At 38.1% G+C, this 23,762-nt stretch carries 22 protein-coding genes, 1 pseudogene and 1 riboswitch; of the genes and pseudogenes, 4 read left to right on the top strand and 19 right to left on the bottom strand.

Going from position 1 to position 23,762, the window contains the following annotated elements:
• Positions 1-9: 9 nt before the first annotated feature.
• The 13 genes from ftsA to F601_RS0110005 all read right to left on the bottom strand — a co-directional run bounded on the left by ftsA (position 10) and on the right by F601_RS0110005 (position 14,823).
• Positions 10-1,377, bottom strand: a complete 1,368-nt coding sequence (gene ftsA / locus F601_RS0110065) for a cell division protein FtsA (RefSeq protein WP_018165558.1) — start codon at positions 1,375-1,377, stop codon at positions 10-12.
• A gap of 171 nt (positions 1,378-1,548) precedes the next feature.
• Positions 1,549-2,760: a cell division protein FtsQ/DivIB gene (locus F601_RS0110060; RefSeq protein WP_018165557.1), complete on the bottom strand. Its 1,212-nt coding sequence runs from the start codon at positions 2,758-2,760 to the stop codon at positions 1,549-1,551.
• Positions 2,761-3,846, bottom strand: coding sequence for a UDP-N-acetylglucosamine--N-acetylmuramyl-(pentapeptide) pyrophosphoryl-undecaprenol N-acetylglucosamine transferase (locus tag F601_RS0110055; protein WP_018165556.1), 1,086 nt, complete (start codon positions 3,844-3,846; stop codon positions 2,761-2,763).
• A 2-nt stretch (positions 3,847-3,848) separates the two neighbouring features.
• Entirely contained in the window at positions 3,849-5,201 is a 1,353-nt protein-coding gene (gene murD, locus F601_RS0110050) for a UDP-N-acetylmuramoyl-L-alanine--D-glutamate ligase (RefSeq protein WP_018165555.1), read from the bottom strand.
• A gap of 289 nt (positions 5,202-5,490) precedes the next feature.
• The gene (locus F601_RS0110045; protein ID WP_018165554.1) at positions 5,491-5,742 is read right to left on the bottom strand and encodes a DUF3165 family protein; all 252 of its coding nucleotides are present in this window, start codon (positions 5,740-5,742) and stop codon (positions 5,491-5,493) included.
• A 72-nt stretch (positions 5,743-5,814) separates the two neighbouring features.
• Positions 5,815-7,659 carry a translational GTPase TypA gene (gene typA, locus F601_RS0110040; protein WP_018165553.1) on the bottom strand — a complete coding sequence of 615 codons (1,845 nt, stop codon included), beginning with the start codon at positions 7,657-7,659 and terminating at the stop codon, positions 5,815-5,817.
• A 352-nt stretch (positions 7,660-8,011) separates the two neighbouring features.
• Complete coding sequence (locus F601_RS0110035) at positions 8,012-8,518, bottom strand: QueT transporter family protein (RefSeq protein ID WP_018165552.1); 507 nt, start codon at positions 8,516-8,518, stop codon at positions 8,012-8,014.
• Positions 8,516-8,652, bottom strand: a riboswitch (PreQ1 riboswitch). It overlaps the preceding gene by 3 nt.
• A gap of 154 nt (positions 8,653-8,806) precedes the next feature.
• Positions 8,807-9,751: a YihY/virulence factor BrkB family protein gene (locus tag F601_RS0110030; RefSeq protein ID WP_018165551.1), complete on the bottom strand. Its 945-nt coding sequence runs from the start codon at positions 9,749-9,751 to the stop codon at positions 8,807-8,809.
• Between the two features lies 1 nt (position 9,752).
• A complete protein-coding gene (locus tag F601_RS0110025) occupies positions 9,753-10,613 on the bottom strand; it encodes a methionyl aminopeptidase (RefSeq protein ID WP_018165550.1) in 861 nt (286 codons plus the stop codon).
• 35 nt (positions 10,614-10,648) lie between these two features.
• A complete protein-coding gene (spxR, locus tag F601_RS0110020) occupies positions 10,649-11,932 on the bottom strand; it encodes a CBS-HotDog domain-containing transcription factor SpxR (RefSeq protein WP_018165549.1) in 1,284 nt (427 codons plus the stop codon).
• Positions 11,925-12,479: a GNAT family N-acetyltransferase gene (locus F601_RS0110015; RefSeq protein ID WP_018165548.1), complete on the bottom strand. Its 555-nt coding sequence runs from the start codon at positions 12,477-12,479 to the stop codon at positions 11,925-11,927. The genes spxR and F601_RS0110015 overlap by 8 nt, the downstream gene beginning before the upstream one ends.
• Positions 12,480-12,641: 162 nt before the next feature.
• Positions 12,642-13,394: an esterase family protein gene (locus tag F601_RS0110010; protein WP_018165547.1), complete on the bottom strand. Its 753-nt coding sequence runs from the start codon at positions 13,392-13,394 to the stop codon at positions 12,642-12,644.
• Positions 13,395-13,644: 250 nt separating this feature from the next.
• Complete coding sequence (locus F601_RS0110005; protein ID WP_018165546.1) at positions 13,645-14,823, bottom strand: ATP-grasp domain-containing protein; 1,179 nt, start codon at positions 14,821-14,823, stop codon at positions 13,645-13,647.
• A gap of 181 nt (positions 14,824-15,004) precedes the next feature.
• Here F601_RS0110005 and F601_RS0110000 point away from each other — a divergent pair, with 181 nt between their 5' ends.
• Positions 15,005-15,640: an MBL fold metallo-hydrolase gene (locus F601_RS0110000; protein WP_026183187.1), complete on the top strand. Its 636-nt coding sequence runs from the start codon at positions 15,005-15,007 to the stop codon at positions 15,638-15,640.
• Between the two features lies 1 nt (position 15,641).
• Positions 15,642-16,364: an alpha/beta hydrolase gene (locus F601_RS0109995; protein ID WP_018165544.1), complete on the top strand. Its 723-nt coding sequence runs from the start codon at positions 15,642-15,644 to the stop codon at positions 16,362-16,364.
• A gap of 119 nt (positions 16,365-16,483) precedes the next feature.
• Here the strand turns inward: F601_RS0109995 and ftsX are convergent, their stop codons facing one another.
• The 5 genes from ftsX to F601_RS0109970 all read right to left on the bottom strand — a co-directional run bounded on the left by ftsX (position 16,484) and on the right by F601_RS0109970 (position 21,439).
• The gene (ftsX, locus tag F601_RS0109990; protein ID WP_018165543.1) at positions 16,484-17,413 is read right to left on the bottom strand and encodes a permease-like cell division protein FtsX; all 930 of its coding nucleotides are present in this window, start codon (positions 17,411-17,413) and stop codon (positions 16,484-16,486) included.
• Entirely contained in the window at positions 17,406-18,098 is a 693-nt protein-coding gene (gene ftsE, locus F601_RS0109985) for a cell division ATP-binding protein FtsE (RefSeq protein WP_026183186.1), read from the bottom strand. The genes ftsX and ftsE overlap by 8 nt, the downstream gene beginning before the upstream one ends.
• 318 nt (positions 18,099-18,416) lie before the next feature.
• Positions 18,417-19,512 (bottom strand): peptide chain release factor 2 gene (gene prfB, locus F601_RS0109980; protein WP_141768111.1). Its coding sequence is split into 2 segments (ribosomal slippage): positions 18,417-19,439 and positions 19,441-19,512, totalling 1,095 coding nucleotides; the frame shifts between segments, so codons are not numbered across the junction.
• A 52-nt stretch (positions 19,513-19,564) separates the two neighbouring features.
• Complete coding sequence (gene queG / locus F601_RS0109975; protein ID WP_018165540.1) at positions 19,565-20,683, bottom strand: tRNA epoxyqueuosine(34) reductase QueG; 1,119 nt, start codon at positions 20,681-20,683, stop codon at positions 19,565-19,567.
• 114 nt (positions 20,684-20,797) lie between these two features.
• Positions 20,798-21,439 carry an HAD family hydrolase gene (locus tag F601_RS0109970; RefSeq protein ID WP_018165539.1) on the bottom strand — a complete coding sequence of 214 codons (642 nt, stop codon included), beginning with the start codon at positions 21,437-21,439 and terminating at the stop codon, positions 20,798-20,800.
• Positions 21,440-21,589: 150 nt separating this feature from the next.
• Here F601_RS0109970 and F601_RS0109965 point away from each other — a divergent pair, with 150 nt between their 5' ends.
• Both F601_RS0109965 and F601_RS0109960 read left to right on the top strand, forming a co-directional pair.
• Complete coding sequence (locus tag F601_RS0109965; protein WP_018165538.1) at positions 21,590-22,447, top strand: metallophosphoesterase; 858 nt, start codon at positions 21,590-21,592, stop codon at positions 22,445-22,447.
• Between the two features lie 82 nt (positions 22,448-22,529).
• Positions 22,530-22,922, top strand: a complete 393-nt coding sequence (locus tag F601_RS0109960; protein ID WP_018165537.1) for a hypothetical protein — start codon at positions 22,530-22,532, stop codon at positions 22,920-22,922.
• A gap of 81 nt (positions 22,923-23,003) precedes the next feature.
• On the opposite strand, the pseudogene F601_RS12550 reads toward F601_RS0109960, so the two are convergent.
• Positions 23,004-23,668 (bottom strand): annotated as a pseudogene (locus F601_RS12550) (MIP/aquaporin family protein).
• Positions 23,669-23,762: the final 94 nt, after the last annotated feature.

Genomic DNA, 23,762 nt, shown 5'->3' with positions numbered 1-23,762 from the left:
CACTTATTTTTAGTCAAACATACTTCCTAAAATACCACGAACACGTTCACCTAATTTTGGCTTTTGTTCTTTTGGTTCTGGATTGTAAACTGGTTGATTTTGCTCTTGGAAGTTTTGTGCTGGTACCACAGGCTGTTCAACTTTTTCGTTAAACATTGGCACTACACGTTCCTTAACCATACCAAATTCAACTGGTTTGCGTCTTAGCAATTCCTCACCAGAAACTGCACGTTGTGAAATCACATCTACTTCAGACATCATTCCTACGTATTCAACAATACTGATAACATTAGCAAACATTGGATTGCGGATACCGACCTGATTTGGAACGTAAAGTTTAACTTTAGTGCCAAAGATTTCTTGTGCAAGTTCTACCACACCTGGCATGATTGCACCACCACCAATTAGAATGATACCACCAGGTAAATCAAGCAAGCGGCCACGTTCTAAATCTTGTTTCACACGTTCTAAAATGTGTTTAATACGAGCTGAAATAATTTCAGCTAAATAATATTCTGAAACATCAATTGGCTGATCGCTGCCGACTACATCAACTTTAACAGTTTCAGAACGGCTTGCTTCTTCCAAATCAGCACGTCCGAAGTTAAACTTCAAAGCCTCTGCAATTTGCATTGACGTTTTCAATACTTTTGAAATATCCTTAGTGATGTATTCTCCACCTTCTGGATAAATATTAGTGTACTGTAACTCCTGTGCTCGCATTGAAGCAACGGTAGTTTGACCGCCACCCATATCAATGACAGTAGCACCAAATTCACGTTCACCTTCATTAAGAACTGATTTTGTCATTGCCAATGGTGAGATTACGATGTTTTCAACGACGATACCTGCACGTTCAACTGTTTTACGTAGGTTGTGGAGGATTGTGCTTGGGCCTGTGTAAATCAAGCCACGCATTTCCAAACGAATCCCCATCATTCCGCGAGGATCGCGAATACCTTGAAAACCATCTACGATGAATTCTTCTGGTACCAATGAAATAACTTCACGTTCAGGTGTGATACTCTTTGTCAAAGCAGACTTGACAACACTATCAACATCCTCATCCTTAATTTCTTTTGATTCACTTGGAACTGGTATCATTCCTTGTGTTGGTTCAATTTGAAGTAGGTTAGCTGGTAATCCTACATTTACTTTATCAATCGTAATTCCGGCTTTTTCTTCAGCCTGCTTTACTGCTGATTTAATCGCTTCTGCAGCAGCTTCGATATCAACAATAATCCCGTCTTTCACTCCTGTACTTGGGACATTACTGACACCAATAACGTTCATCTCACCTGAAACAAACTCTGCAACTAGAACCTTAATCGAGCTAGTTCCTATATCTAATCCTGTAAAAAAGCCATTTCTAGCCATTCACTCGACCTCACTATCTTTCCAATCATTTACTATACTAACATCTGCCTCAAGACAGAATTATTCAGAAAATATTATATCATAAAAAAACGTAAAATGTTATCATTTTACGTTTTTTGTTATAGAAACTTAATCTTAATTTCTCTCATTTCCGAACACTAATTAAGTCTGTTATTGGTCTGTTGTTGTCACTTCAGAAGAGACCTCTTCCGTTCCTTCCTCAGCCGGGGCTATGTCAGCATTTTCAGAGACAGTTTGGTTATTTTCAGCCTCAGTCTGGTCTTCGGTTGAATCGACATCTGTATCATCTTCCTCAGCATTCTTTTTGTTGGCTTCTTCTGCTTTTTTAGCTTCTGACTTTTCCTCTTGGATCTCTGCTTCAATAGTTGGTGTAGTTGTATATATACCCACCTCCATGTCAACAATACTATCCTCTGCTAAATTATCTTTAATTTTCATATAATAAGGTAATTTTTTCTCAATCTCTGACAAAGGAACTCGCACCGTATGTCCATTAATCATTGACAAAAGTAAGAGATCTGCCGTTGTTGAAGAGTCGGCCAAACTGACAGTTTGAATTTGTGCAACCAAATCTTTATCCAATTTAGAAAGACTGTCTATAAAGGTTTTTTGCATCTTTTCATCAGATAAATTAACAGAAATGAAATGTTCTGGTAACTCAGAAGCGTTGACTGTTTCAACTCGCTGACCATTAGCAAGAATTGGTTGGTAACCATTAGCAGATTGTGCATAAGCAACAATGTCATATTCCGTGACTTTCAAAGTAAAATGATTCGGAAATTCATACAAGAGCCTTGCATTTTTCACCCAAACATTGGCATCTGTAACAGCTTTTTCATAATCGCCATGATTGAAAATTAAACTAAATATATAGTCTGAATCTTTTATTTCTGATTGTGTTAGAAGGTCATATTCCAAAGCATTTTTATAACCTGTAACAGTCACCTGTTTCCTTTTGCTGAGAGGGGATACAACAAACAATGACACTAAAAGAACAAGGCTAGAAATAACCAAAATAGGGGTTGCACGTCTAATAACTTTCTGATGAGGGCTGAGTTTCTTCGACTTTTCTTTTTTAAGCAACTTTTTATCTGGCTTATCTTCTTTCAAGTCCTCATTCTTTAGTGAGCTTTCTGTAACCACTTCTGCAACTTCTTCAGAACTTTCGGCTTCAGCAGTATCTTCATTATCTTTTTCTGGCTGGGCTTTCATTTGTTCCTTGCGCTCTGCCTTTAGCTTTGCTTGTTGTCGTTGCTTCTCCGCTTCTTCCTCTTTTTTCTTTTTCAGAAATTCAATATTTCGCTTCTGCCATTCTGTCAGTTCAGCAGTTTCATGTTTTTCTTTATCTTTTTGTTTTGCCATCTACTTTCCTTTTACCACTCTGGCAATTTCTGCAGTCAACAAGTCATAGAATTCGTCTTGCGACTTGATTTCAGTTGAATTTGCCATAGCCCCTTCATATTGTTCTTTTTGGGACAATAGCAGAGCGACTTCTCTAGTTAAGTTTTCAAAAGTTAAATCAGGTTCCTGTAACTGTCGAGCATAGCCCTTCTTCTCAAAGTAATCCGCATTTTCCAACTGATCTCCACGACTTGCTTCTTTGCCAAGTGGAACAATCAAGTGCAATTTGTGCATGGCTAACAACTCAAAAATCGTATTTGATCCACCACGCGTGATGACAACATCTGTCATATCCAAAAGAGGCTGATAAAGGTCTGTCACATAGTCAACGCGGTACAAATTTTTAGAAAGCGTATTAAGTGACTTATCACCAGAGATATTAATAACGTTGAAATGTTGGACTAATTCAGAAGAATTGCTAATAAAATCATTGAAAACACGCGCGCCTGCTGATCCACCAATAAAAAGGAGAGTTTTTAATTCAGGGTCAAACGCTTCTTTTATCTTATCAATTTGATTTTGATCAAAATCCGATGGACTACCAACTTTAGTAATGGCCCCGATATGTTTCGCTTTTACAAGACCGTGAGCTTGCTCAAAAGTCGTGTACATGGTAGTTGCAAACTTATAGGCAATTTTATTGGCTAATCCCATTGATAAATCTGACTCATGAACAAAAACAGGAACGCCAAGTGTTTTTGCAGCAATAACTGGCGGTACCGACACAAAACCTCCTTTGGAAAAGAGGGCTTGAGGACGGATTTTTGCTATGATTACCATAGATTGGAGGATACCAAAACCAACTTTAAAAACATCCAGCATGTTCTGCCATGAGAAATATCGACGTAGCTTACCTGTTGCAATTGAATGGAAAGAAACGTCTAGTCCTAACTTTTCAATTTGTTCATGCTCAATACCGTGTTTATCACCAATATAGTGAACTTCCCAGCCATCTTTGATAAAACGTGGAATCAAAATGAGATTAAGTGTCACATGTCCTACTGTACCGCCACCTGTAAAGACAATTCTTTTCTTTTTAGTAGCCATAGTTACCCTCTCAATGCTTCAAATGTAGCAATAAATTCATCGCCACGCACTTCAAAGTTCTTATACATGTCCCAGCTAGCATTGGCTGGGCTGAGAAGAACAACATCTCCTGCTGTGCTATTCTCAAAAGCCAAACGGGTTGCATCCGCAACGTCTTCAGCTTCTATGTAAGGTACTCCAGCTTTCTCTGCTGCACGAATAACACGCGGAGCTGATTCTCCAAGAATAACCATAGCTTTTAGACCTTGAATATCCGGTACAAGTTCATCAAACTCATTTCCTCGGTCAAGACCGCCGGCAATTAGGGTCACTTTGCTATTGTCAAAACCTGATAATGCTTTTTGAGTAGCCAAGATATTGGTTGATTTTGAGTCGTTGTAAAACTTAACACCATTAACTTCACCAAGAGATTGCAGGCGGTACTTTACTCCTCCAAAGTGAGAAAGGGTTTCTTTGATTACAGTATTTGAAATTCCTGATAACTTAGCAACAGCAATAGTTGCCAGAGCATTCTCAACATTATGTGTCCCAGGAACACCAATTTCATCAGCAGCCATGATAGCTTCTTCTTTAAAGTAGAGAACATTATTATCAAGATAAGCGCCATCTACTTTTTCACTTGTCGAAAATGGAACAACCGTCGCATTAGTTTTTTCTGAGAGTTCTTTTGAGATGTCTTGATTGTAGTTAAGAACAACAAAGTCTTCTGCAGTCATTTTGTTTTGGATATTCCATTTCGCTGCAACATATTCTTCAAATGAACCATGATAATCAATGTGAGTTGGCATGAGGTTAGTTATAACTGCAATGCGAGGGCAGAATTGATCAACTCCCATCAATTGAAATGAGGATAATTCCATGACTAGAACATCTTTGTCAGTTGCAGTTTGAACGACTTCTGAAGCTGGAAAACCAATATTACCAGATAAGAGACCCGATTTACCGCTATTATTAAAGACATCCGCAATCATTGTTGTAGTTGTTGTTTTACCATTTGATCCTGTGATACCAATAATTGGAGCATCAGAAACTAGATAAGCTAATTCAACTTCTGTTAAGACTGGAATCCCTTTTTCAAGTGCTTTGGCTACCATTGGGTTATCATAACGAATCCCTGGATTTTTTACCATTAATTCAAAATTTTCATCTAAAAGTTCAATTGGGTGACTGCCGCAAACAACTTTCACGCCCTCTTCAAGTAGAGCTTGTGCAGCTGGATTCTCATCAAAAGGTTTACCATCATTTACAGTTACAATGGCACCTAATTTCACCAACAGACGGGCTGCTGCCTCGCCTGAACGAGCTAAACCAAGTACCAAAACTTTTTTATTTTCAAATTGTTTTATTGATTTCATAACAAGTCCATTTTCTAATTTTCTAGCTTGCTTCTATTGTACATTTATTCACCCCCTTTTTCAAGGTTGGAGCCATTTTGCTGCACTTTCACTTTTTGTAGAGCTTATAATCTTTCTATTTTTGAATGATAGGACAATGCGGTAAGATAATGACTCATATTATGATACATTGTTAAGCCTCCTTGCCAACCTCCAGTTATGCTTTTTTAGCTTACCTTGTCTGATTTTAATTTTTTGAGTACAATAAGAAATTTAAAAACCAGACTATAATCTAGTCTGGCTTCACTACTTATTTTTTTGAGGGTCTATCAGGCATATTGAGAATGTCCCGTATAGCAAAGTAAGCCAAAATAATCATTCCTATCACCACAAAAATTTCAGGTGGAGATTGCATGATTTTTATAAAGCTCATTGCTGCTAAAACCAAGAGAACTGCTACTACTCCTACTAAAACAATAGCATTTAGAGTATTTCTAACCGTTTTAGGTGCCATAAAGAAATAATACAAGGCTAATAAGATGGCTATGATTAAATAAAACATGGCACTCCTTTCTCTTGAATTTAATTAGATACTCTCTGCATGGCCTGATTGCACCACTTTTAAGTATGCTGTTTAAGCATCACCAAGTTTTTTCTTCTTAGCTGCTTTAGCACGTTGATTCTTATCAAGAATTTGTTTACGCAAGCGAATTGATTCTGGTGTTACTTCCATGTACTCATCATCATTAAGGAATTCAAGTGATTCTTCAAGTGTCAAAATACGCGGTGTTTTGATAACTGCAGTTTGGTCTTTAGTAGCTGAACGAACGTTTGTCATTTGTTTAGCTTTAGTGATGTTAACTGTCAAGTCATTTTCACGTGAGTTTTCACCGATAATCATTCCTTCATAAACTTCAGTACCTGGGTTAACGAAGATTGTACCACGTTCTTCAATTGACATGATTGAATAAGTTGTTGCCTTACCAGTATCGATTGATACAAGGGCACCACGGTGACGTCCGCCGATTTCAGCATTGATAACTGGAAGGTATTGGTCGAAGGTATGGTTCATGATACCGTAACCACGTGTCATTGAAAGGAACTCAGTTGGGTATCCGATAAGACCACGGGCTGGAGCCAAGAAGATAAGACGTGTTTGTCCGTTACCAGTTGCTTGCATATCAAGTATTTCACCTTTACGTTCTGAAAGGGATTGGATAACAGCACCTTGGTATTCTTCTGGTGTATCGATTTGAACACGTTCGAATGGTTCCATTTTCACGCCATCAATTTCTTTGATGATAACTTCTGGACGAGATACTTGGAGCTCATATCCTTCACGACGCATTGTTTCGATAAGGATTGACAAGTGAAGTTCACCACGACCTGAAACAGTCCATTTATCTGGTGAATCAGTTGCTTCAACACGAAGAGATACGTCAGTTTGAAGTTCAGTAAGCAAACGCTCTTCAACTTTACGTGATGTTACGTGTTTCCCTTCACGACCTGCAAATGGTGAATTGTTAGCCAAGAAAGTCATTTGAAGTGTAGGCTCATCAATACGAAGAATTGGTAATGGTTCGATACAATCAGTTGGTGTGATTGTTTCACCAACGAAGATATCTTCCATACCTGAAACAGCGATCAAGTCACCAGCTTTAGCTTCTTGGATTTCTTTACGTTCAAGACCAAAGAAACCGAAAAGTTTTGTAACACGGAAGTTTTTAGTTGTGCCATCAAGTTTTGAAAGTGTAACTTGGTCACCAACTTTAACCGTTCCGCGGAAGACACGCCCGATACCAATACGTCCAACGAAATCATTGTAGTCAAGAAGTGACACTTGGAATTGAAGAGGCTCATCTGAATTATCAACTGGTGCTGGAATATGCTCGATGATTGTATCGAAGATTGGGGCCATTGTGTGTTCTTGATCAGCTGGATCATCTGAAAGTGAAGATGTTCCGTTGATAGCTGATGCATAAACTACTGGGAATTCCAATTGATCATCGTCAGCACCAAGTTCGATGAAAAGTTCAAGAACTTCATCCACAACTTCTTCTGGACGCGCTGAAGGTTTGTCAATTTTATTAACAACTACGATTGGAACTAAGTTTTGTTCCAAAGCTTTTTTCAATACGAAACGTGTTTGTGGCATTGTTCCTTCGTAAGCATCTACGACAAGGACAACCCCATCAACCATTTTCATGATACGTTCTACTTCTCCACCGAAGTCCGCGTGACCTGGTGTGTCCATGATATTGATACGAGTACCATTGTAGGCAACCGCAGTATTTTTAGCAAGGATAGTAATCCCACGCTCTTTTTCAATATCGTTCGAGTCCATAGCGCGCTCTTGAAGCTCTTTACGTTCATCAAGTGTATGAGATTGTTTCAAGAGTTCGTCAACAAGGGTTGTTTTACCGTGGTCAACGTGGGCGATGATGGCTACGTTGCGGATATCATTTCTTAAATTTGTCATTGTTTCCTCGTTTATATAAAAATTTGTTTCTAACTTTTGAATTATACCACATTTTTTTGAAAAAGGCAGAGCTGAAACTAGTGTAAATGTTTTCAATGACGAGAAGTTTAAAAAATGGTACAAGACTAGCAACTTGACTGATGCAAATACTTTAATTAAACCCTCTCTTACTAAGAGTTTAATTATTTAAATTGTAAATAACTTCCATTTAAATAGAAAAATTTGCAGAGTATGATTCTCTCTAGAAGATTAATCACCTTTCGTCAACAAGTACACAAAAACTCCTAGCCTTTGCATCAATGATGCTTTCAGGGTTAGGAGTTTTTATCTATTGAACTCAACTTTTGTTTTTTTATTTGGTCAAATCAATACGCTTGCCCAACTTATCCATAATAAGGGCACCGATTAAAAGTGAAGCTAATTCGCCAACTGCTGTTGTGAACCATGTGAGCCAGAATGGTGAACCAAAGAAATACAATTCGATAGCAACGGTTACCATTGATGCTGCAAAGAAGAAAGAGAAATAAAAGAATGCTTTGTTAAACAAACCATTAAACAAATAATCTTTCTTGAAACAGTCAAACAGGATAACACCTAGCGTTACGAAGACCAAGGTTGATCCGCCACCAACGATAACATCCACCAAACCAAAACTGTAGAAATTAGAAATCATACAGCCCAGTGTTAAACCAATGATATACTTACGGTTGTAGAAGGCGGTGAAGTTAAGCATTTCAGACACTCGAAATTGATAAGCACCATAACTTATTGCATTAAGTGGTGGTGTAATTGTCAAAACAATGTAGAGTGCTGCAACTAGTGCAACTTGAACAAAGTCGCGTACAGTAAAATTTTTCATTTAGACTCCTCTTTAGTGATTGTTATCACCTATAATATGCTTGGTCAAAGGGGAATTTATCCTTAAAAGTTTTTCATCCTCTCAAGAATACAAGTACCAAGGGTTGCTCGAAACAACTTTCCTATTATAGCAAAAATATCAACACTTTCCAAGTCAAACTCAAATAAAATCAAAGTCAGATGAGGAAGCGAGACCAAGGCAGTACTAGGGTAGGGCAAGTCGAAACTGACGTCTATCATTTTGATTTTAAAAGAGTATCACAAAAAATGAACGCTTAGAAAATAACGCTCATTTTTTTGTTTTATGATGTGTATGACTGTGTTGTTTACGATTTTGAATAATCGAAAGGACATCTCCTCGTCGACTTTCTAATTTTCCAAGTTTTAATTCTTGATATGTTGCATTGAAAACAGCACCGAAAATCAAAATGTGTGCAAGGAAAATAAACCAAACCATCAGTACAAAGATGACCACCGAACCAAAGGTTTTCAAGTCAACCATGCGTTCAAAATTTCGCATAATGTAATTGCTAAACATGCTATTTAAAAAGACGATGACTACTGCAGTAAAGATAGTACCTGGCAAAATATAGCGCAGCCTTTTTATACGAACATTTGGCAGAATAAAGTAAAGTACCATCAAACCGCCAACAATGGTAAGTATCGTTACTGGTTGAGCGAGATTCAGGACAATATCTGAAATGGTATCACTCAAATCATAACGAGCATTGAGAACTTGTAGCGCAGCTTTTGAAAAAGTCGAAAAGAGCAAAACAAAGGTCAAAAGGAAGAGGATTAGGAGGCTAGCCAGAACTCCAACCAAGCGACCAATCACAAAATCCCTATGTTGTGAAACACCATATGCTTTATTAATAGCTTTTTGAAGGGAGGTCAATGATTTAGTCATTGTCCACAGCCCTGTCAATGTAGCCACTCCCAATATCGAACTTGAGGGTTTGGAGAAAATATTTATTGTGATTGCGGATACCGATTTATAGATATTCGAAGGCAGATTTTGCTTCATTAATGCTAGTAAATCTGTAATGTTGATATTAAAGTAGGGAAAGATATTTGCCGCGATAACAATTAAAGGAAAGGCGGTCAATAAGAGGTAATAGGCGACCGCTATGGCAGATAAATCCACCTCCGCACTGCGATAATGTTTGAGGTAGACCTGCAATGGCGGCCATTCTAATTTTTCCCAGAGCTTATCTAGCAGTCGCTTACGATTCATCTTAATATGTTCTTTCTTCTCCTTGGCTGGTCAAGATAACTGGACCATCTTTGGTGATGACAAATTGATGTTCATATTGACAAGAAAGTCCACCGTCAAGGGTTTTATGTGCCCAGCCAGTTTTCATGTCTGTATCAATTTCCCATGTTCCTGTATTAATCATTGGTTCAATAGTAAGAACCATTCCTTCACGAAGACGCAAACCACGTCCTGCTGTACCATAGTTAGGAACCATTGGTTCTTCATGCATTGTTGGACCAACGCCGTGTCCTACTAAATCACGAACGACACCATATCCGCGACTTTCAGCATATTCTTGAATTGCTGCACCAATGTCACCAATACGGTTACCAATGACAGCTTTCTCAATACCAATATACATAGCTTCTTTTGTGACGTCCATAAGGTTTTTAACTTCTTCTGAAACTTCACCAACTGCATAAGCCCAACATGAATCAGCAAGGCCACCTTGGTAAGGTTCTGTATATTTTTTCATCAAAGCAACATTGTTAAAGTCTAATTTTGATACATCAACCACTGATTTATCAAGTGGCTCAGACAAAACCATATCAACTTTTAGCAAATCGCCTTCTTTTAAAATATAATGACGCGGAAAAGCATGCGCTACTTCATCATTCAAACCACAACAAGTTGCATAGGGATAGTCCATAATATGCCCATCCACACCAATTTGCAAAGGGAGAACGTTTGCTTCTTTACAACGACGGCGAACGTATTCTTCAACCTCCCACATGTCAACACCTGGTTTAATAAGGTCACGTAAACCAATATGAATGCTTGCAAGGAAATCTCCTGCACGATCCATAGCTTCAATTTCACGCGCTGATTTTAAAGTAATCATGTATCTAAATTTCTCCTTCGATGGGCAATGCCCCATTAATTAATTTTTGTTGTCACAATTGCTTTTGCAACAATTTGATTTTCTAAATAGACTTCAAAGTCTAATGTTGAGCTCTTTCGGCTCTCTGTGATGATTTTAGGTTTAATTGTCAGGCAATCATCAATTTGGACAGCCTGCAAAAAGTATATCATCATCTGTTCTATTATGATATTCTTTTGGTTCTTTTTCGTCAAGACACGTAGACAGATTTCCTTAAGAAACTCAGTTAGTACACCCTGTGCAAGACTCCCTGCCTGATCAATCATAGCTGGTTCCACGATGAATTGAAACTGACCATCTTCTACCCTCAAATTCGACAGCATTTGGTCACTATAAGTATAAAGATTATTGTGCTGGAAGTTTGGCATATTTTCCATAGCTTGTCGACGGGTGATGACACCCACCACTGTCAGATCGTCATTAACAACAGGTAGCATGTTTAAGTCTTCAAAAATCATTTTTTGACTGATATTAGCAAGACTCATATTAGGTTTGGCAATGATGGGATTTACCGTCATGACATCTTTGAGTACAGTGTGTGCTTCGTGTCCGACGACATCACGCATACTGACCAACCCGACCAACTTGTTTTCCCCATCAATGACTGGGAAACGAACATTTTTACTTTGCTTAATCAGATTATGAAAATCTTTTACCGTAGCCACATCTCGTAAAAAACCATAATCAAACAGATTTTGGTAAACTTGATCAACAGTCTTCAAATCTGTTTTAATGCGGACATTTGAGAGGGCATGGTTAATCATAGTCGCAACTGTAAAGGTATCATAATGAGTAACCATAACCGGTATTCCTTGACTATCAGCCATTCTAATCACCCGGTTTGACACAGGAAAACCACCTGTCACCAAGATAGCATTATGATTTTCCAAAGCCAATAACTGAATATTTTCACGGTCACCGACAATCAGCAAGCCACCTTTAACCAGATAACGGCTGATATTCTGACGCGTCATGGCTCCGATAGAAAATTTACTGAATTCATGTCCCAAACCAGCTTGACCAGCTAACACCTCAGAATCACTGATACGTGCAATTTCAGCATAAGTAAGCTTATCAATACGCACCTTAGCTTTTTGCTCTACGCGAACAGTACCGCTACGAGGTCGAGTCTCAACAATCCCACGATTCTCAGCTTCCTTAATGGCACGATAGGCCGTCCCATCGCTGACTTTTAAATGATTAGAAATACTGCGAACACTGACGCGTTTTCCAACCGCTAAATTTTCCAAATAATTTAAAATTTCCTGATGCTTACTCATAACGATACTCCATGACTGTCATCTGATAGGCCACATATTCTCTCATTTTTCGGGTATAACGGTCGCTCCCTTTAAATCGGCGCTTCAAGCTATAACCAGACTTCATAGCTACTTTCTGACTTGCCACATTTTCCTTATGAGCAATAATGCTGAGCTGTTTGAAACCAAAAACTTGAAATGCCATAAAAGTGATTGTTTTTAGACATTCTGTCATCAAGCCCTGCTGCCAAAATGAACGATGTAAAAAATATCCAATTTCAGCCGTTTTAGCAGATAAGTCAATATTCTCAAAGCGAATTGAACCAATCATCTTTCCGCTATTCTTATCTTCAATAGCCCAAACACCTAGTGGTTCCTTTAAAAAATAATGCACTAAAAGAAAATCACTTTCCTCCTGACTAGCCTGACTTGGAAAAATATAAGTCAAGTTATCAGGATTAGAAGTTATCTCATAAAAATCATCGCTATCATCAAATGAAAAAGGGCGCAATAACATACATTCTGTTTCAACTTTAGCATAGCGACCAAAGGCTACCCAAATATCCATAACACTATTATATCACAGAAAAGAGAATTTTATGAAACAGAATTTCAATTCGCCACAACTGTACTACTTTTATATACCTACCATTTACTACTGAATACTTTGAAATAGGGCTCACAGAAAAAAGAGTCAAGTATAATACCTGACTCCTTAAATATGACAGTCTTAGATACGACCTTCTTCTTCCAGTTTACCGAGGAAGAATGGCATTTGGACACGCCACCAATCCCAATCATGTGCAACATCATCACCCCAGAAATCAAACCATCCTGGGATTGATTTCGCTTCAAAAGCTTCTTTCAAGCGAATAGTATCCGCAATGTGGGGACCTTCCCAGGCACCTTGACCAACAGCCACGATAAAGCGGTTTTGACGATAGCGATCCAAGAACCATGAATCCCCTTGGTTCCAAAGAAAATCAATTGGAGAATTGTAGTAAACAACGGGATCACCATAATAATCACCAGTAAAGAAACGAGCATCATAAACACCTGAAAGTGCGACTGATACATCAAATAAATCTGGATGGCGAAGAGCAAAATTAACCGTGTGGAAAGCTCCCATTGAACATCCTGTAGCCATCATGCCACCTTGCCAGTTTGATTCATAACGAATAAGAGGTACGAGCTCGTTAACAATGTAGCGATCATATGCCTCGTGAGCAAGCGCCATATCATGACCACTCTTCCACTCGCTCAACCAAGACTCTTTATCATAAGAATCTGGTGTATAAAATTTTACCATACCACGGTCGATAAAGTCTTTACAGGCCTCAATCATACCAAAATCACCATATTCATTTTGGCTACCACCTGAAGATGGAAAAACAATTACTGGCTTACCAGCATGACCGTAAACATTAAAATACATTTCCTGACCAAGCTCGCCTGACCAGTGACTTCTTCTTTCAAATTTCATATCTTATTTTTTTCAAGTTTATCAAGAGACTTCAATCTGCGATAGTAAGAACGAAGTTCCTATCTCTCTTTAAACCTTCCTAACCTTTCTCTAAAATCTTCCTAAATCTGTGACTAGTATCAATGAAAACAAGGCTACTTTAGTCATTTGAATTAGCTTTGATATATCGTCACTATCGGCTTGCCGTACTCCAGTACTGTCTTCGCCTCTGTTCCTTGTCTCAAAGCTAATTCATTGACTATAACACTCTTTAGTTCTTTGCCTGAGCAAATTTAACTAGCTCACGCATTTCTTCCATTGTCTGTGTACGTGCGAGGATACCATTTTCACCCATGATTTTAGCAAATACACCAGGTACAGATTGGATAGAAATAATTTTATCTCCAAAATGTTCCCAAACTGCATCAAGGCTATTAACATAATTTTGGTTAGCTTTACGTGAAATATAGACAACATTGTAGGGGCGCAAAATTTCTGCTTCAAAAAGGTTATCTCTAACGATGTTTGCATACTCACGGAAGACATCAAAGTCGTTTGAATAATTCCACATATCAATTGTCAAACCACCTGGCGGACGGCAGTTAACTTCAAGGGCCATGAGTTCTTTAGTCTTTTTAACACGGAAGAATTCAAAGTGGAAGAAACGTTCTTTAACATTGAAGGCCTCAACACAGACTTTACCAAGTTTAACCAATTCATCTGAAATTTCACGAGGAACATAGTAGAACATATCCCCGTCTTTTTCAACAGTATCAAGGACAGCTTCTGAGTATTCAAGACTTGAGTAGAAGACGATGTTTCCTTCATGGTCAGTTAAACCGTCAAAAGTGACAATATCGCCATCAATAAACTCTTCCATGATGTACTCAACACCTTCAGTTTTATATCCAAAGAAGTCTTCGAGCTCTTCTTTAGACTTGATTTTATAAGTATCAGAAGCACCAACACCTGAGTTTGGTTTAATGATTACTGGGAATTTAAGTTTTTTAGCTAATTTACGAGCTTCATCGTCAGAATGGAAAACATCCCCCGCTGCTACTTTCAAGCCATGGTCACGGAAGATTTCCTTCATTTGACGTTTTGTCTTGATAGAGAGCATGTCTTCATTTTTATAACCAAAGACATTAAAGTCCGTACGTAATTTAGCATCCAACTCCAACCAGTATTCATTGTGTGACTCGATGCGGTCGATACGACCATACTTGTGGGCAAAGTAAGCTACCGCACGATAGACTTGATCGTAATCTTCCATATCATCTACTTTATAGTATTCTGTTAAATTGTTGCGCAAGCCTTCAGATAGTTCATGATATGGTGTATCTGCAATTCCCAATGTGTTAAAACCTGCTTCATGTAAACGAACAGCAAATGTTTCAAAGTTGGCTGGGAAATGCGGTGAAATCATTACAAAATTCATTTTTCTAGACATAATTGTCTCCTCATTCCTTCTATTTCTTACAGTTTAGCATAAAAAACTTCTAATTTCTAGCATAATATTCTGAAAATAATGATTAATTCTGAAAATTTCTTTCTTATTCATGTTTTCTTTATATTTTAAAAGCAGATAGTTTATGATTACCATTATCCTAAAAATTTGATAAACTAGTTCTATGGAAATATTACGTTTATTAAATCACGTTGCACGTGAAAACACATACTTGTTAATCAAGGATAATGGCATTATTGTCGTGGACCCTGGAAGTGAGGGAGATGCAATTGTAGCTAAAATAAAGGAATTGAATAAACCTGTTGTGGCTATCCTTTTGACACATACACACTACGATCACATCATGAGTTTGGATTTGGTTCGAGCTCGTTTTAACAACCCTCCTGTCTATGTATCAGATAAAGAAGCATCTTGGTTATATACACCTGAGATGAATCTATCTGGTCTATCTCGTCATGATGACATGGATGATGTCATTATGAAACCCGCCGAAGAAGTTTTTCAATATGATGAAGCCTATGATTTAGACGGTTTTCAGTTTAAAGTAGTTAAAACTCCCGGTCATTCTTGGGGTGGAGTTTCATTCATCTTTCCGTCAGAAGAGTTAGTTATCACAGGAGATGCTCTCTTTAGAGAAAGCGTTGGGCGCACAGACCTGCCAACAAGCAATTTTGATGATTTGATTTCTGGCATTCGCGAGAATCTCTTTACTCTGCCAAATCACTATACAGTCTATCCAGGCCATGGTTGGTCAACAACTATTGGTCATGAGAAAAATTTCAATCCATTCTTCCATTAATATGACAAATAAAATTAAAAAAATAGGTCGCTATTTTCTAACGCTCTGCCTTGCACTGATTCTGATAATTGGAACAGTTCTTCACACCAAGACATACCAAGCTAGCGAACAAGCGCAAGCTATTTCCCAAACAGCAAATCAAACAAAAGATTACCTCTATTTCAAAGCCTATGGAGAAAGGAAAGGTAACATCCTCTTTTATCAAGGGGCTCTAGTTGAGGAAAGTAGCTATGCTTCCATAGCTTCCAACCTTTCTCAAGATGGCTACGATGTGTATATCCTTAAAGCTCCATTGAATTTGCCAATCTTGGCTCAACAAAAAGCTCTTAATATCATTGAGAAAGAGAATCTTGACAATGTTTATCTTGCTGGTCATTCTCTTGGTGGGGTGGTTGCCAGTCTAAATGCTGAAAAATCTTCAAAAATCCAAGGACTTATCCTTTTGGCAAGCTATCCTTCTGAAAAGACAGACTTATCCTCAGACAAACTGAGAGTACTTTCTATTACTGCTACCAATGACAAAGTATTAAAGTGGCGAAATTATGAGAATGCCAAAAAAAGATTACCTGAATCAACGCAATACCGTTCGATTGAAGGTGGAAATCATGGTGGCTTCGGTGATTATGGACAACAATCACACGACGGCAAAGCTAGTCTAACAAGTCATGAACAAAATCAGGAAATTAGCCAGATAGTGCTCAATTTTCTAAATGGTCAAGCATAAGAATAAAAGAAATCCTAAGTGTTTTGCATCTACTGCAATAACTTAGGATTTTTTTCAACAAAAAAAAGACCAAAATTTCTATTAACCACAGAAATTTTAGCCTTAAGTTAGTTTAGTATTTAAAATTTCAAATAACGTCTCATTGACAGTACTGATCCAATTGAACCAATAACGACACCAATGACGAGCAGTCCACCAATCATAGCTGGTACAAATACTTTATCTGGATATAATGATAAGCCTTGTACCTCAAGCTGCATGTTAAATTCTGAATATACATAGGTATAGATAATATAAACAAGAGCTGCTGGAACAAGCGAACCTAACAATCCAACCCAAGATCCTTCATAGAAAAATGGTCCGCGGATATAGGAATTTTTCGCTCCAACCAAACGCATGATTTCAATGTCACGTCGACGAGAAATGATGGTGATACGAATAGTATTTGAAATCAAGAAAATCGCCACAAAAATCAACATTGCAGTCCCGATAAGACCCCAAGTTCGAATAATTTTTGCCATTTTGAATAAGTTATCTGAGTCAGAACCACCATAATTGACAGATTCTACACCATCCAATTTTTCAATAGCTTTAGCAGCTTTCTTAACATCACTTGGTGTGTCAGCTTCTACAACGTAAACATCTTGCAAGGGATTTGAATCGCCATCAAATAGCTTCCATTCATCACCCGCAGTTTCTTGCAATTTCGTTAACTGCTCATCTTTGCTTGAAAAGGTAACTGATGAAACACCTTTTAACTCTTCAATAGATTTCTTAACTAGCTGATACTTTTCATTTGGAATCTCTTTACCAGATTCGTCTTTAACAGTTTCCTGATTATCAGTAGAATCGACATCAAGATAAACATTAATACGAATGTTATTTTCAATACCAGCTGCAAGGCGTTCTGTATTTAAAAGAACTGCAGCAAAGATTCCTAGTAGTGTTAAGGTCAATGTCACCGTACTGATTGAAGCAAATGTCATCCAAAAATTACGTTTCAGACTTTTCATTGCTTCCCATTGATGACGGAAAAAATATCTAATCATCGTATCCGTATTCTCCTTTCTCTTCATCTCGGACAATACGCCCATCTTCAATGGCAATAACGCGATGGCGCAAGACATTAACGATTTGACTGTTATGTGTCGCCATTAGGACAGTTGTCCCTTGAAGGTTAATACGTTCCAATAAATGCATGATTTCCCAAGAGTTTTCTGGGTCAAGGTTTCCTGTCGGTTCATCCGCAATAAGTAATTTCGGACTATTGACAATAGCACGCGCAATTGCAACACGTTGCTGTTCACCACCAGATAGTTGATCTGGGAATGAACGCATTTTATGTTTAAGACCAACAAGATCTAGCACTTCTGGTACACGTTTTTTAATATTACGACGTTTTTCACCAATAACTTCCATGGCATAGGCTACATTTTCAAAAACAGTTTTGCGAGGAAGCAATTTATAGTCTTGGAAAACAACACCTACTGAACGGCGTAAAAGCGGAACTTCACGCTTCTTTAGTTTATTCAAATCATACTCACCAACACGCAAGCTACCACTTGAGAGTTTTTCTTCACGATAGAGTAATTTGATAAAAGTAGACTTACCAGCCCCAGAAGGACCAACAAGATAAACAAACTCACCTTGATTAACAGAAACTGTCATATCCCTCAAGGCAGTCGTAGATCGACGATACTTCTTCGTACCATCCTTCATTTCAATTAAAGCCATAATTTATGATGCAAAGGGCGTTTAAATGCGACTGAATTTTAGGAGGACACTCGAAATCTTGATTTCGACAGTGTCCTATCTAAATTCCAAGCATTTAGCCCGTGCTCTAATCCTCTCTTTAGTTTGAAAGAAACACAATAATTCTAACCATGTTTCTTGAGCACAAAAGTTTAAAGCAGCCTTTAGCTCGAGTTCTATTCCTATTCGAACTCTCTGCTCTAATCCTCTCTTTAGTTTGAAAGAAGACCCCAGTCTATGTACTTGAGTTCTTCTTGATGTTTTTTACTAGGTGTGACTTTTGGTCACAATACTAGAATTTTAGTCAATACGCCATTTGAGATAAGCATCGATGAAGCCATCAATATCCCCATCCATGACCTTATCAACTTGGGCTACTTCATAGCTAGTGCGATGATCTTTTACCATTGTATAAGGTGTGAAGACGTAAGAACGAATTTGACTTCCCCAAGTGATTTCTTTCTTATCACCTTTGAGAGCATTAACTTCTTCTGCTTTTTTCTCTTGTTCCATTTGGTAGAGCTTAGCCTGCAACATCTTCATAGCGCGGTCACGGTTACCATACTGTGTACGGTCAACAGTGGACGCAACAACAATTCCTGTTGGAATGTGGGTCAAACGCACACCGGTTGACACCTTGTTGACGTTCTGTCCACCGGCACCACCTGAACGGAAGGTGTCCATTTTAATATCATCATCACGGATATCTACTTCAATGGTATCATCCAATTCTGGCATGACCTCAACTGATGTGAATGAGGTATGACGACGTTTAGCTGAGTCAAACGGCGAGATACGCACCAAGCGGTGAACACCCATTTCTGATTTGAGAAGACCGTATGCATTTGGTCCTTCAAAAGAAAGGGTAACAGATTTTATACCTGCTTCATCACCTGCTTGATAATCAAGGGTTTCAACTTTGAAACCTTTGGCATTTCCGTAACGTGTATACATACGGAAAAGCATATCTGCCCAGTCTTGAGCTTCAGTACCACCCGATCCTGGGTGAATTTCCAAAATCGCATTGTTGTGGTCATAAGGTTCTGACAAGAGCAGAGTCATTTCATAACTTGTCATGATCTTATCAAGTTTTTCAAGACTCTCAACCAAGTCATCGTGAACCGATTCATCTTCCTCTAACATTTCCAAATAAAGCTCCGTCTCTTCAGACAGCTCCTGCATGTTATGGAAGGTTTCAAATTTTTGTTTAAGTTCGTTCAATTCTTGCGACGTTTTCTGGGCCGCAATGTTATCATTCCAGAAATCTGGCTCAGTCATTCGGTTTTCGAGAAGAGCAATCTCCTCCTCCAAACGATCTAAGTCAAAGAGACCTCCTGAAGCTAGTCAACTTCTCTTGATTTTCTACTATTTTTTGGCGGATTTCAGCCACTTCCATGAGATTACTCCAATCTTAAAATCTAGTTTCGTCTTATTCTACCACAAAGCCCTTAAATTTGCCATTTTGCGCGTACTAGAGCAAGTTCTTTTTGACTTTCTTCCTCTTTTGGATTAAGGCTGCGCATAAAGTCTAGCATCGTTTCTTCAGGCTTTTTGACAATCTCACCCAGCGCCCAGATAGCTGTCGCTGTATGAATGGGATTGTTATTCTTATCAATGATTTCCATGAGTTTTACCACTGCACTTCTATCATGACTGTTTGCTAGTGCGATAATGGCATTGCGCTGTAAGATATTTTTTCCGCGCCAAGATCCTGCAATCATACCAAACTGTTCCTTGAAGGATTTGTTAGATAATTCAAGAAAAGGAATCAGTTCTGGCTCAGCCAATTCTGGGTCAATGTCTGTAGCCAAAGGATTGTTTATTCCCTTATTGTAAGGACAAGAAATCTGGCAGATATCACAGCCATAGATGACGGTCTTGATTTTCTTGCGGAACTCCATGTCCATCATGCCCTTGTCTTGGGTTTGGAAGGACAGGCAACGTCTTGCATTCATGGTACCATCACCAATCAAACATGAGGTTGGGCAAGCATCTAAACACCTGCGACAGTCCCCGCAATCATAATCAACCGGCTGATCAGGTTCAATGTCTAAATTAGTAATCAACTCACCCAAGAACATGTAAGAACCAAATTCCTTAGAAATGACCAAGCCATTCTTGCCGATAAAGCCGATACCTGCTCGTCTAGCAACTGCTGTGTCAACAAGAGCACCTGTATCAACCATGCCCTTATACTCAAAGTTCTCAGTTAATTTTTCAATGCCTTGGGCTAGGCGATTTAGCTTATCTTGCAAGACATGGTGGTAATCAAGTCCCCAAGAATTGGGAGTGATTTTCCCTCTTTTATAATTTGTTTTGGGTGCTTTGACGGGTAATTTATGCGGATAGGCTACAGCGATAGAAATGATGGTTTTAGCGGATTCCAAGGATAATTTTGGATGGATTCTTTCCTCAATAACCTTGTGTTCAAAACCTGTTGTTCTGCCTTCTTCAACACCTAAGCGAAGCGATTTTTCCAAATAAGAAAAGTCGTCGGCTGTGGTAAAACCAATTTTTGAAATGCCAATTTCTTTGGCAAGTTGCTGAATTTCTGCCTTAATATCCATATTGCTATTTTACGGAAATTTTGTAAAAGCCGCAAGTCATTGCTGTTACAGACTATGACATTTGGTATCAAACATGACAAAAGACTGTGAGAAAATCTCCAGTCCTGTCATTGATTATTCTTTAATTAAGTCAACTACATCTCTCAAGTCATCAACAATCTTATCAGCCTGGGACTGATCAATGCCAAAGATATTATCTTTAATAGCGATTACTTGCATTCCTGATGCTTTACCGGCAGCAATCCCTTTTTCACTGTCTTCAACAATGAGAATTTCAGATTTATCGAATCCTAGTTTCTCATAGGCAGTATTGTAGATAGCAGGGTCTGGTTTAGCCTTAACAAAATCACCGCCAGACAAGACCACTGAAAAATAAGAATCTATTCCTGAACTTTCCAGAGCGAGTTCAATATCAGATAATTCTGAATTGGAAGCCAGCCCCATGACAATGCCCATATCAGCAAGTTGAGCTAGAACTTTTTTGACTTCTGGAAAAATTAAGTCAGCATAAGGTGCCTTGTGTTGGCGTTTGTAATCAGAGTACTCTGCTCTTAATTCCTTAACATCAAAATCTAGGTGATAACGCTTTAAAAACTTTTTCCAAACTTCTTCTAAGCGTCCACCGATAAACTCCTTAGCATCAATATGTGAGATTGAAATTCCTTTTGTTCCTAAGAAAATCTCGCGGCGTTTCAAATAGAAATTTTCAGTATCAAACAAGACGCCATCCATATCAAAAATAATTGCTTTAACCATTGCTACCTCATTTCTGTTATCAATTGTACCATAAAGCTATGAATGAGTCATTAAGTCCTGATTGCTTACTACTCTGATTTATCAACCTCTTACAGTAATTTATAAAACATTTTCTCATACTTTTCCTCATCTTTTTGCTAAAATGATGCTATGACTAAACTAACAGTTATGAGTGACTTGCACATTGATCTCAATGGTTTTGGAGATTTTGAAACGGAGACACTCATCCAGACACTTAAAAGCCAAGATACTGCTCACTTGCATTTAGCTGGTGATATATCCAATCATCATCAGGAAATTTCTCTCCCTTTTCTTGAAAAAATGGCTGAGCATTTTAAGGTGACTTATAATTTTGGAAATCATGATATGTTGGATTTAAAAGAATCCGAGATAAAAGCTCAGGATTTTCAAATCATTCCTTTCGAAAACAAGACACTTCTAGCCTTCCACGGTTGGTATGACTACTCCTTTTATCCAGAAAAATCTGATTTAGACAATCTTAATTTTAAAAATAGATTTTGGTTTGACAGGAGACTTAATCGCGGTTTATCTGATAAGGAGTTGACCCTTCAAACCGCCCAGCAACTGGACAAGACCTTAGCCAGAATTGATAATGATGTCATCGTCAGCATGCATTTTGTTCCCCACAGCCATTTCACCATGACTCATGAGACTTTTAGACCCTTCAATGCTTTTCTAGGGAGCCAAATTTTTCATGATATTTTTCAAAAGCATGGTGTCAATGATGTTGTCTTTGGTCATGCCCATCGTTCATTTGGACAAGTTGATTTTAATGGCATCCGCTATCATTCACGTCCGCTTGGTTATGTACGAGAATGGGATTTGACCATTGATTATGTTCAGAAACATCCTGAGCTCAATCCAACTGGCACTTGGAATTTATCAAAACGCTACAATTTGGTTAAGAAGCTCAGCCATTTTCAAAACTATAAAAAGGAAAATCTAGAAAGAGAATTTCTCAACTCCATGTCTATATTTGACCTTTAGGGCGCTTCGCTAGCGCTTTTTCTTGATTATTTTTTTGTAAGCGTTATACTAAAACTATAGATGATAGAAAGAAGGTGTGTGTATGGCGATTACAGTTACTCGAAAAACAAGCTGGTTTACAGGTTATCTAGCAATTCCGCTAAGATTGAATAAGAAATATGTAAGAGATATTGACAATAAGGAAACTGTCATTCTTGACTTACCTACAGAGAGTTCTTCACTTAGCATCAATTGGATACATCTTCCAAGAATGATGGTTCAAGATGGCGATCAAATTATGATAAGAAACAGCCGTCTTTGGATTTCTCTCGATATATTCCTTATCATAACAATATTCCCAGTCTTTTTTTGGTCATTGGACAACTTCTCTTCAAGAAATGATCAAATGTTACGCATTGCTTGGTCGCTTCTTCTCCTGATATCAACTTTGGTACCCCGCGTCAATCTTGTTAAGACAAATGCTAAAAACTCTTAATTTCAAATAACTAAAAAAATCAGATTCAAACTTGAACCTGATTTTTTTTAATGTATTCGTCAATTTTTAAATGACTACAATTTAATCTTCTGTACCAATAAGATTCTTACCAACAAGAGCTGCAAGAACTCCTCCTACGATTGGCGCAAGAATAAATACCCAAACTTGGTGAGGGCTTGACCACCAACGAAGATTGCTGGAGCAAGACTACGTGCTGGGTTAACTGAAAGACCAGTTACATTAAGACCAACGAGAATCATAAGAGTCAAAGTCAAACCGATAACAAGACCAGCAATTTTACCGTTACCTTTAGTTGCTGATGTAACAGTTACAATAACTAAGATAAAAATAAATGAAGCGATTGTTTCAAAGATAAAAGCGCCAGCTGCATTTACAGTTGAGAAGCCATTCTCACCAAGACTAGAAGTATCAAGACCAGCATTTGAAGCCAAGAACAAAACTGTCGCAGAAGCTAGGATGGCACCCACAACTTGAGCTACAATGTAAGTCCCAAGATCTTTAGCATCCAAACGTTTGTTAACAAACATAGCAATTGAAACAGCTGGGTTCAAGTGAGCTCCTGATACTGCACCGATTGAATAAGCTGCCGCTACGATTGACAAACCAAAGGCAAGTGCGATTCCAAGATGTCCAACACCTTCTACACCATTACCAAAAACAACAGTCCCTGTACCTGCAAAGACAAGAATAAACGTGCCGATTAATTCAGCAAAGAATTTTTTCATGATATTACCACCTTTCTATTATATTCTAGACTCCTTTAAGAGCGATTGCAAAGATTTTGACTAATATTTTCATCTTTCTCTTATTTATAAAAAA

Origin of the sequence: Streptococcus henryi DSM 19005 (assembly GCF_000376985.1) — a bacterium.
GTDB classification, from domain to species: domain Bacteria; phylum Bacillota; class Bacilli; order Lactobacillales; family Streptococcaceae; genus Streptococcus; species Streptococcus henryi.
This window is presented reverse-complemented; position numbering and strand designations above follow the sequence as displayed.

Bases quoted from the DNA above. Each gene is read 5' to 3' on its own strand.
- F601_RS0110005 (WP_018165546.1), bottom strand. From the start codon at position 14,823: ATGTCTAGAAAAATGAATTTTGTAATGATTTCACCGCATTTCCCAGCC.
- F601_RS0110045 (WP_018165554.1), bottom strand. From the start codon at position 5,742: ATGTTTTATTTAATCATAGCCATCTTATTAGCCTTGTATTATTTCTTT.
- F601_RS0110015 (WP_018165548.1), bottom strand. From the start codon at position 12,479: ATGGATATTTGGGTAGCCTTTGGTCGCTATGCTAAAGTTGAAACAGAA.
- F601_RS0109995 (WP_018165544.1), top strand. From the start codon at position 15,642: ATGACAAATAAAATTAAAAAAATAGGTCGCTATTTTCTAACGCTCTGC.
- F601_RS0110025 (WP_018165550.1), bottom strand. From the start codon at position 10,613: ATGATTACTTTAAAATCAGCGCGTGAAATTGAAGCTATGGATCGTGCA.
- F601_RS0110010 (WP_018165547.1), bottom strand. From the start codon at position 13,394: ATGAAATTTGAAAGAAGAAGTCACTGGTCAGGCGAGCTTGGTCAGGAA.
- F601_RS0110035 (WP_018165552.1), bottom strand. From the start codon at position 8,518: ATGAAAAATTTTACTGTACGCGACTTTGTTCAAGTTGCACTAGTTGCA.
- ftsA (WP_018165558.1), bottom strand. From the start codon at position 1,377: ATGGCTAGAAATGGCTTTTTTACAGGATTAGATATAGGAACTAGCTCG.
- F601_RS0109960 (WP_018165537.1), top strand. From the start codon at position 22,530: ATGGCGATTACAGTTACTCGAAAAACAAGCTGGTTTACAGGTTATCTA.
- typA (WP_018165553.1), bottom strand. From the start codon at position 7,659: ATGACAAATTTAAGAAATGATATCCGCAACGTAGCCATCATCGCCCAC.
- spxR (WP_018165549.1), bottom strand. From the start codon at position 11,932: ATGAGTAAGCATCAGGAAATTTTAAATTATTTGGAAAATTTAGCGGTT.
- ftsE (WP_026183186.1), bottom strand. From the start codon at position 18,098: ATGGCTTTAATTGAAATGAAGGATGGTACGAAGAAGTATCGTCGATCT.
- F601_RS0110000 (WP_026183187.1), top strand. From the start codon at position 15,005: ATGGAAATATTACGTTTATTAAATCACGTTGCACGTGAAAACACATAC.
- F601_RS0110055 (WP_018165556.1), bottom strand. From the start codon at position 3,846: ATGGCTACTAAAAAGAAAAGAATTGTCTTTACAGGTGGCGGTACAGTA.
- murD (WP_018165555.1), bottom strand. From the start codon at position 5,201: ATGAAATCAATAAAACAATTTGAAAATAAAAAAGTTTTGGTACTTGGT.
- F601_RS0109965 (WP_018165538.1), top strand. From the start codon at position 21,590: ATGACTAAACTAACAGTTATGAGTGACTTGCACATTGATCTCAATGGT.
- ftsX (WP_018165543.1), bottom strand. From the start codon at position 17,413: ATGATTAGATATTTTTTCCGTCATCAATGGGAAGCAATGAAAAGTCTG.
- F601_RS0110030 (WP_018165551.1), bottom strand. From the start codon at position 9,751: ATGAATCGTAAGCGACTGCTAGATAAGCTCTGGGAAAAATTAGAATGG.
- queG (WP_018165540.1), bottom strand. From the start codon at position 20,683: ATGGATATTAAGGCAGAAATTCAGCAACTTGCCAAAGAAATTGGCATT.
- F601_RS0109970 (WP_018165539.1), bottom strand. From the start codon at position 21,439: ATGGTTAAAGCAATTATTTTTGATATGGATGGCGTCTTGTTTGATACT.
- F601_RS0110060 (WP_018165557.1), bottom strand. From the start codon at position 2,760: ATGGCAAAACAAAAAGATAAAGAAAAACATGAAACTGCTGAACTGACA.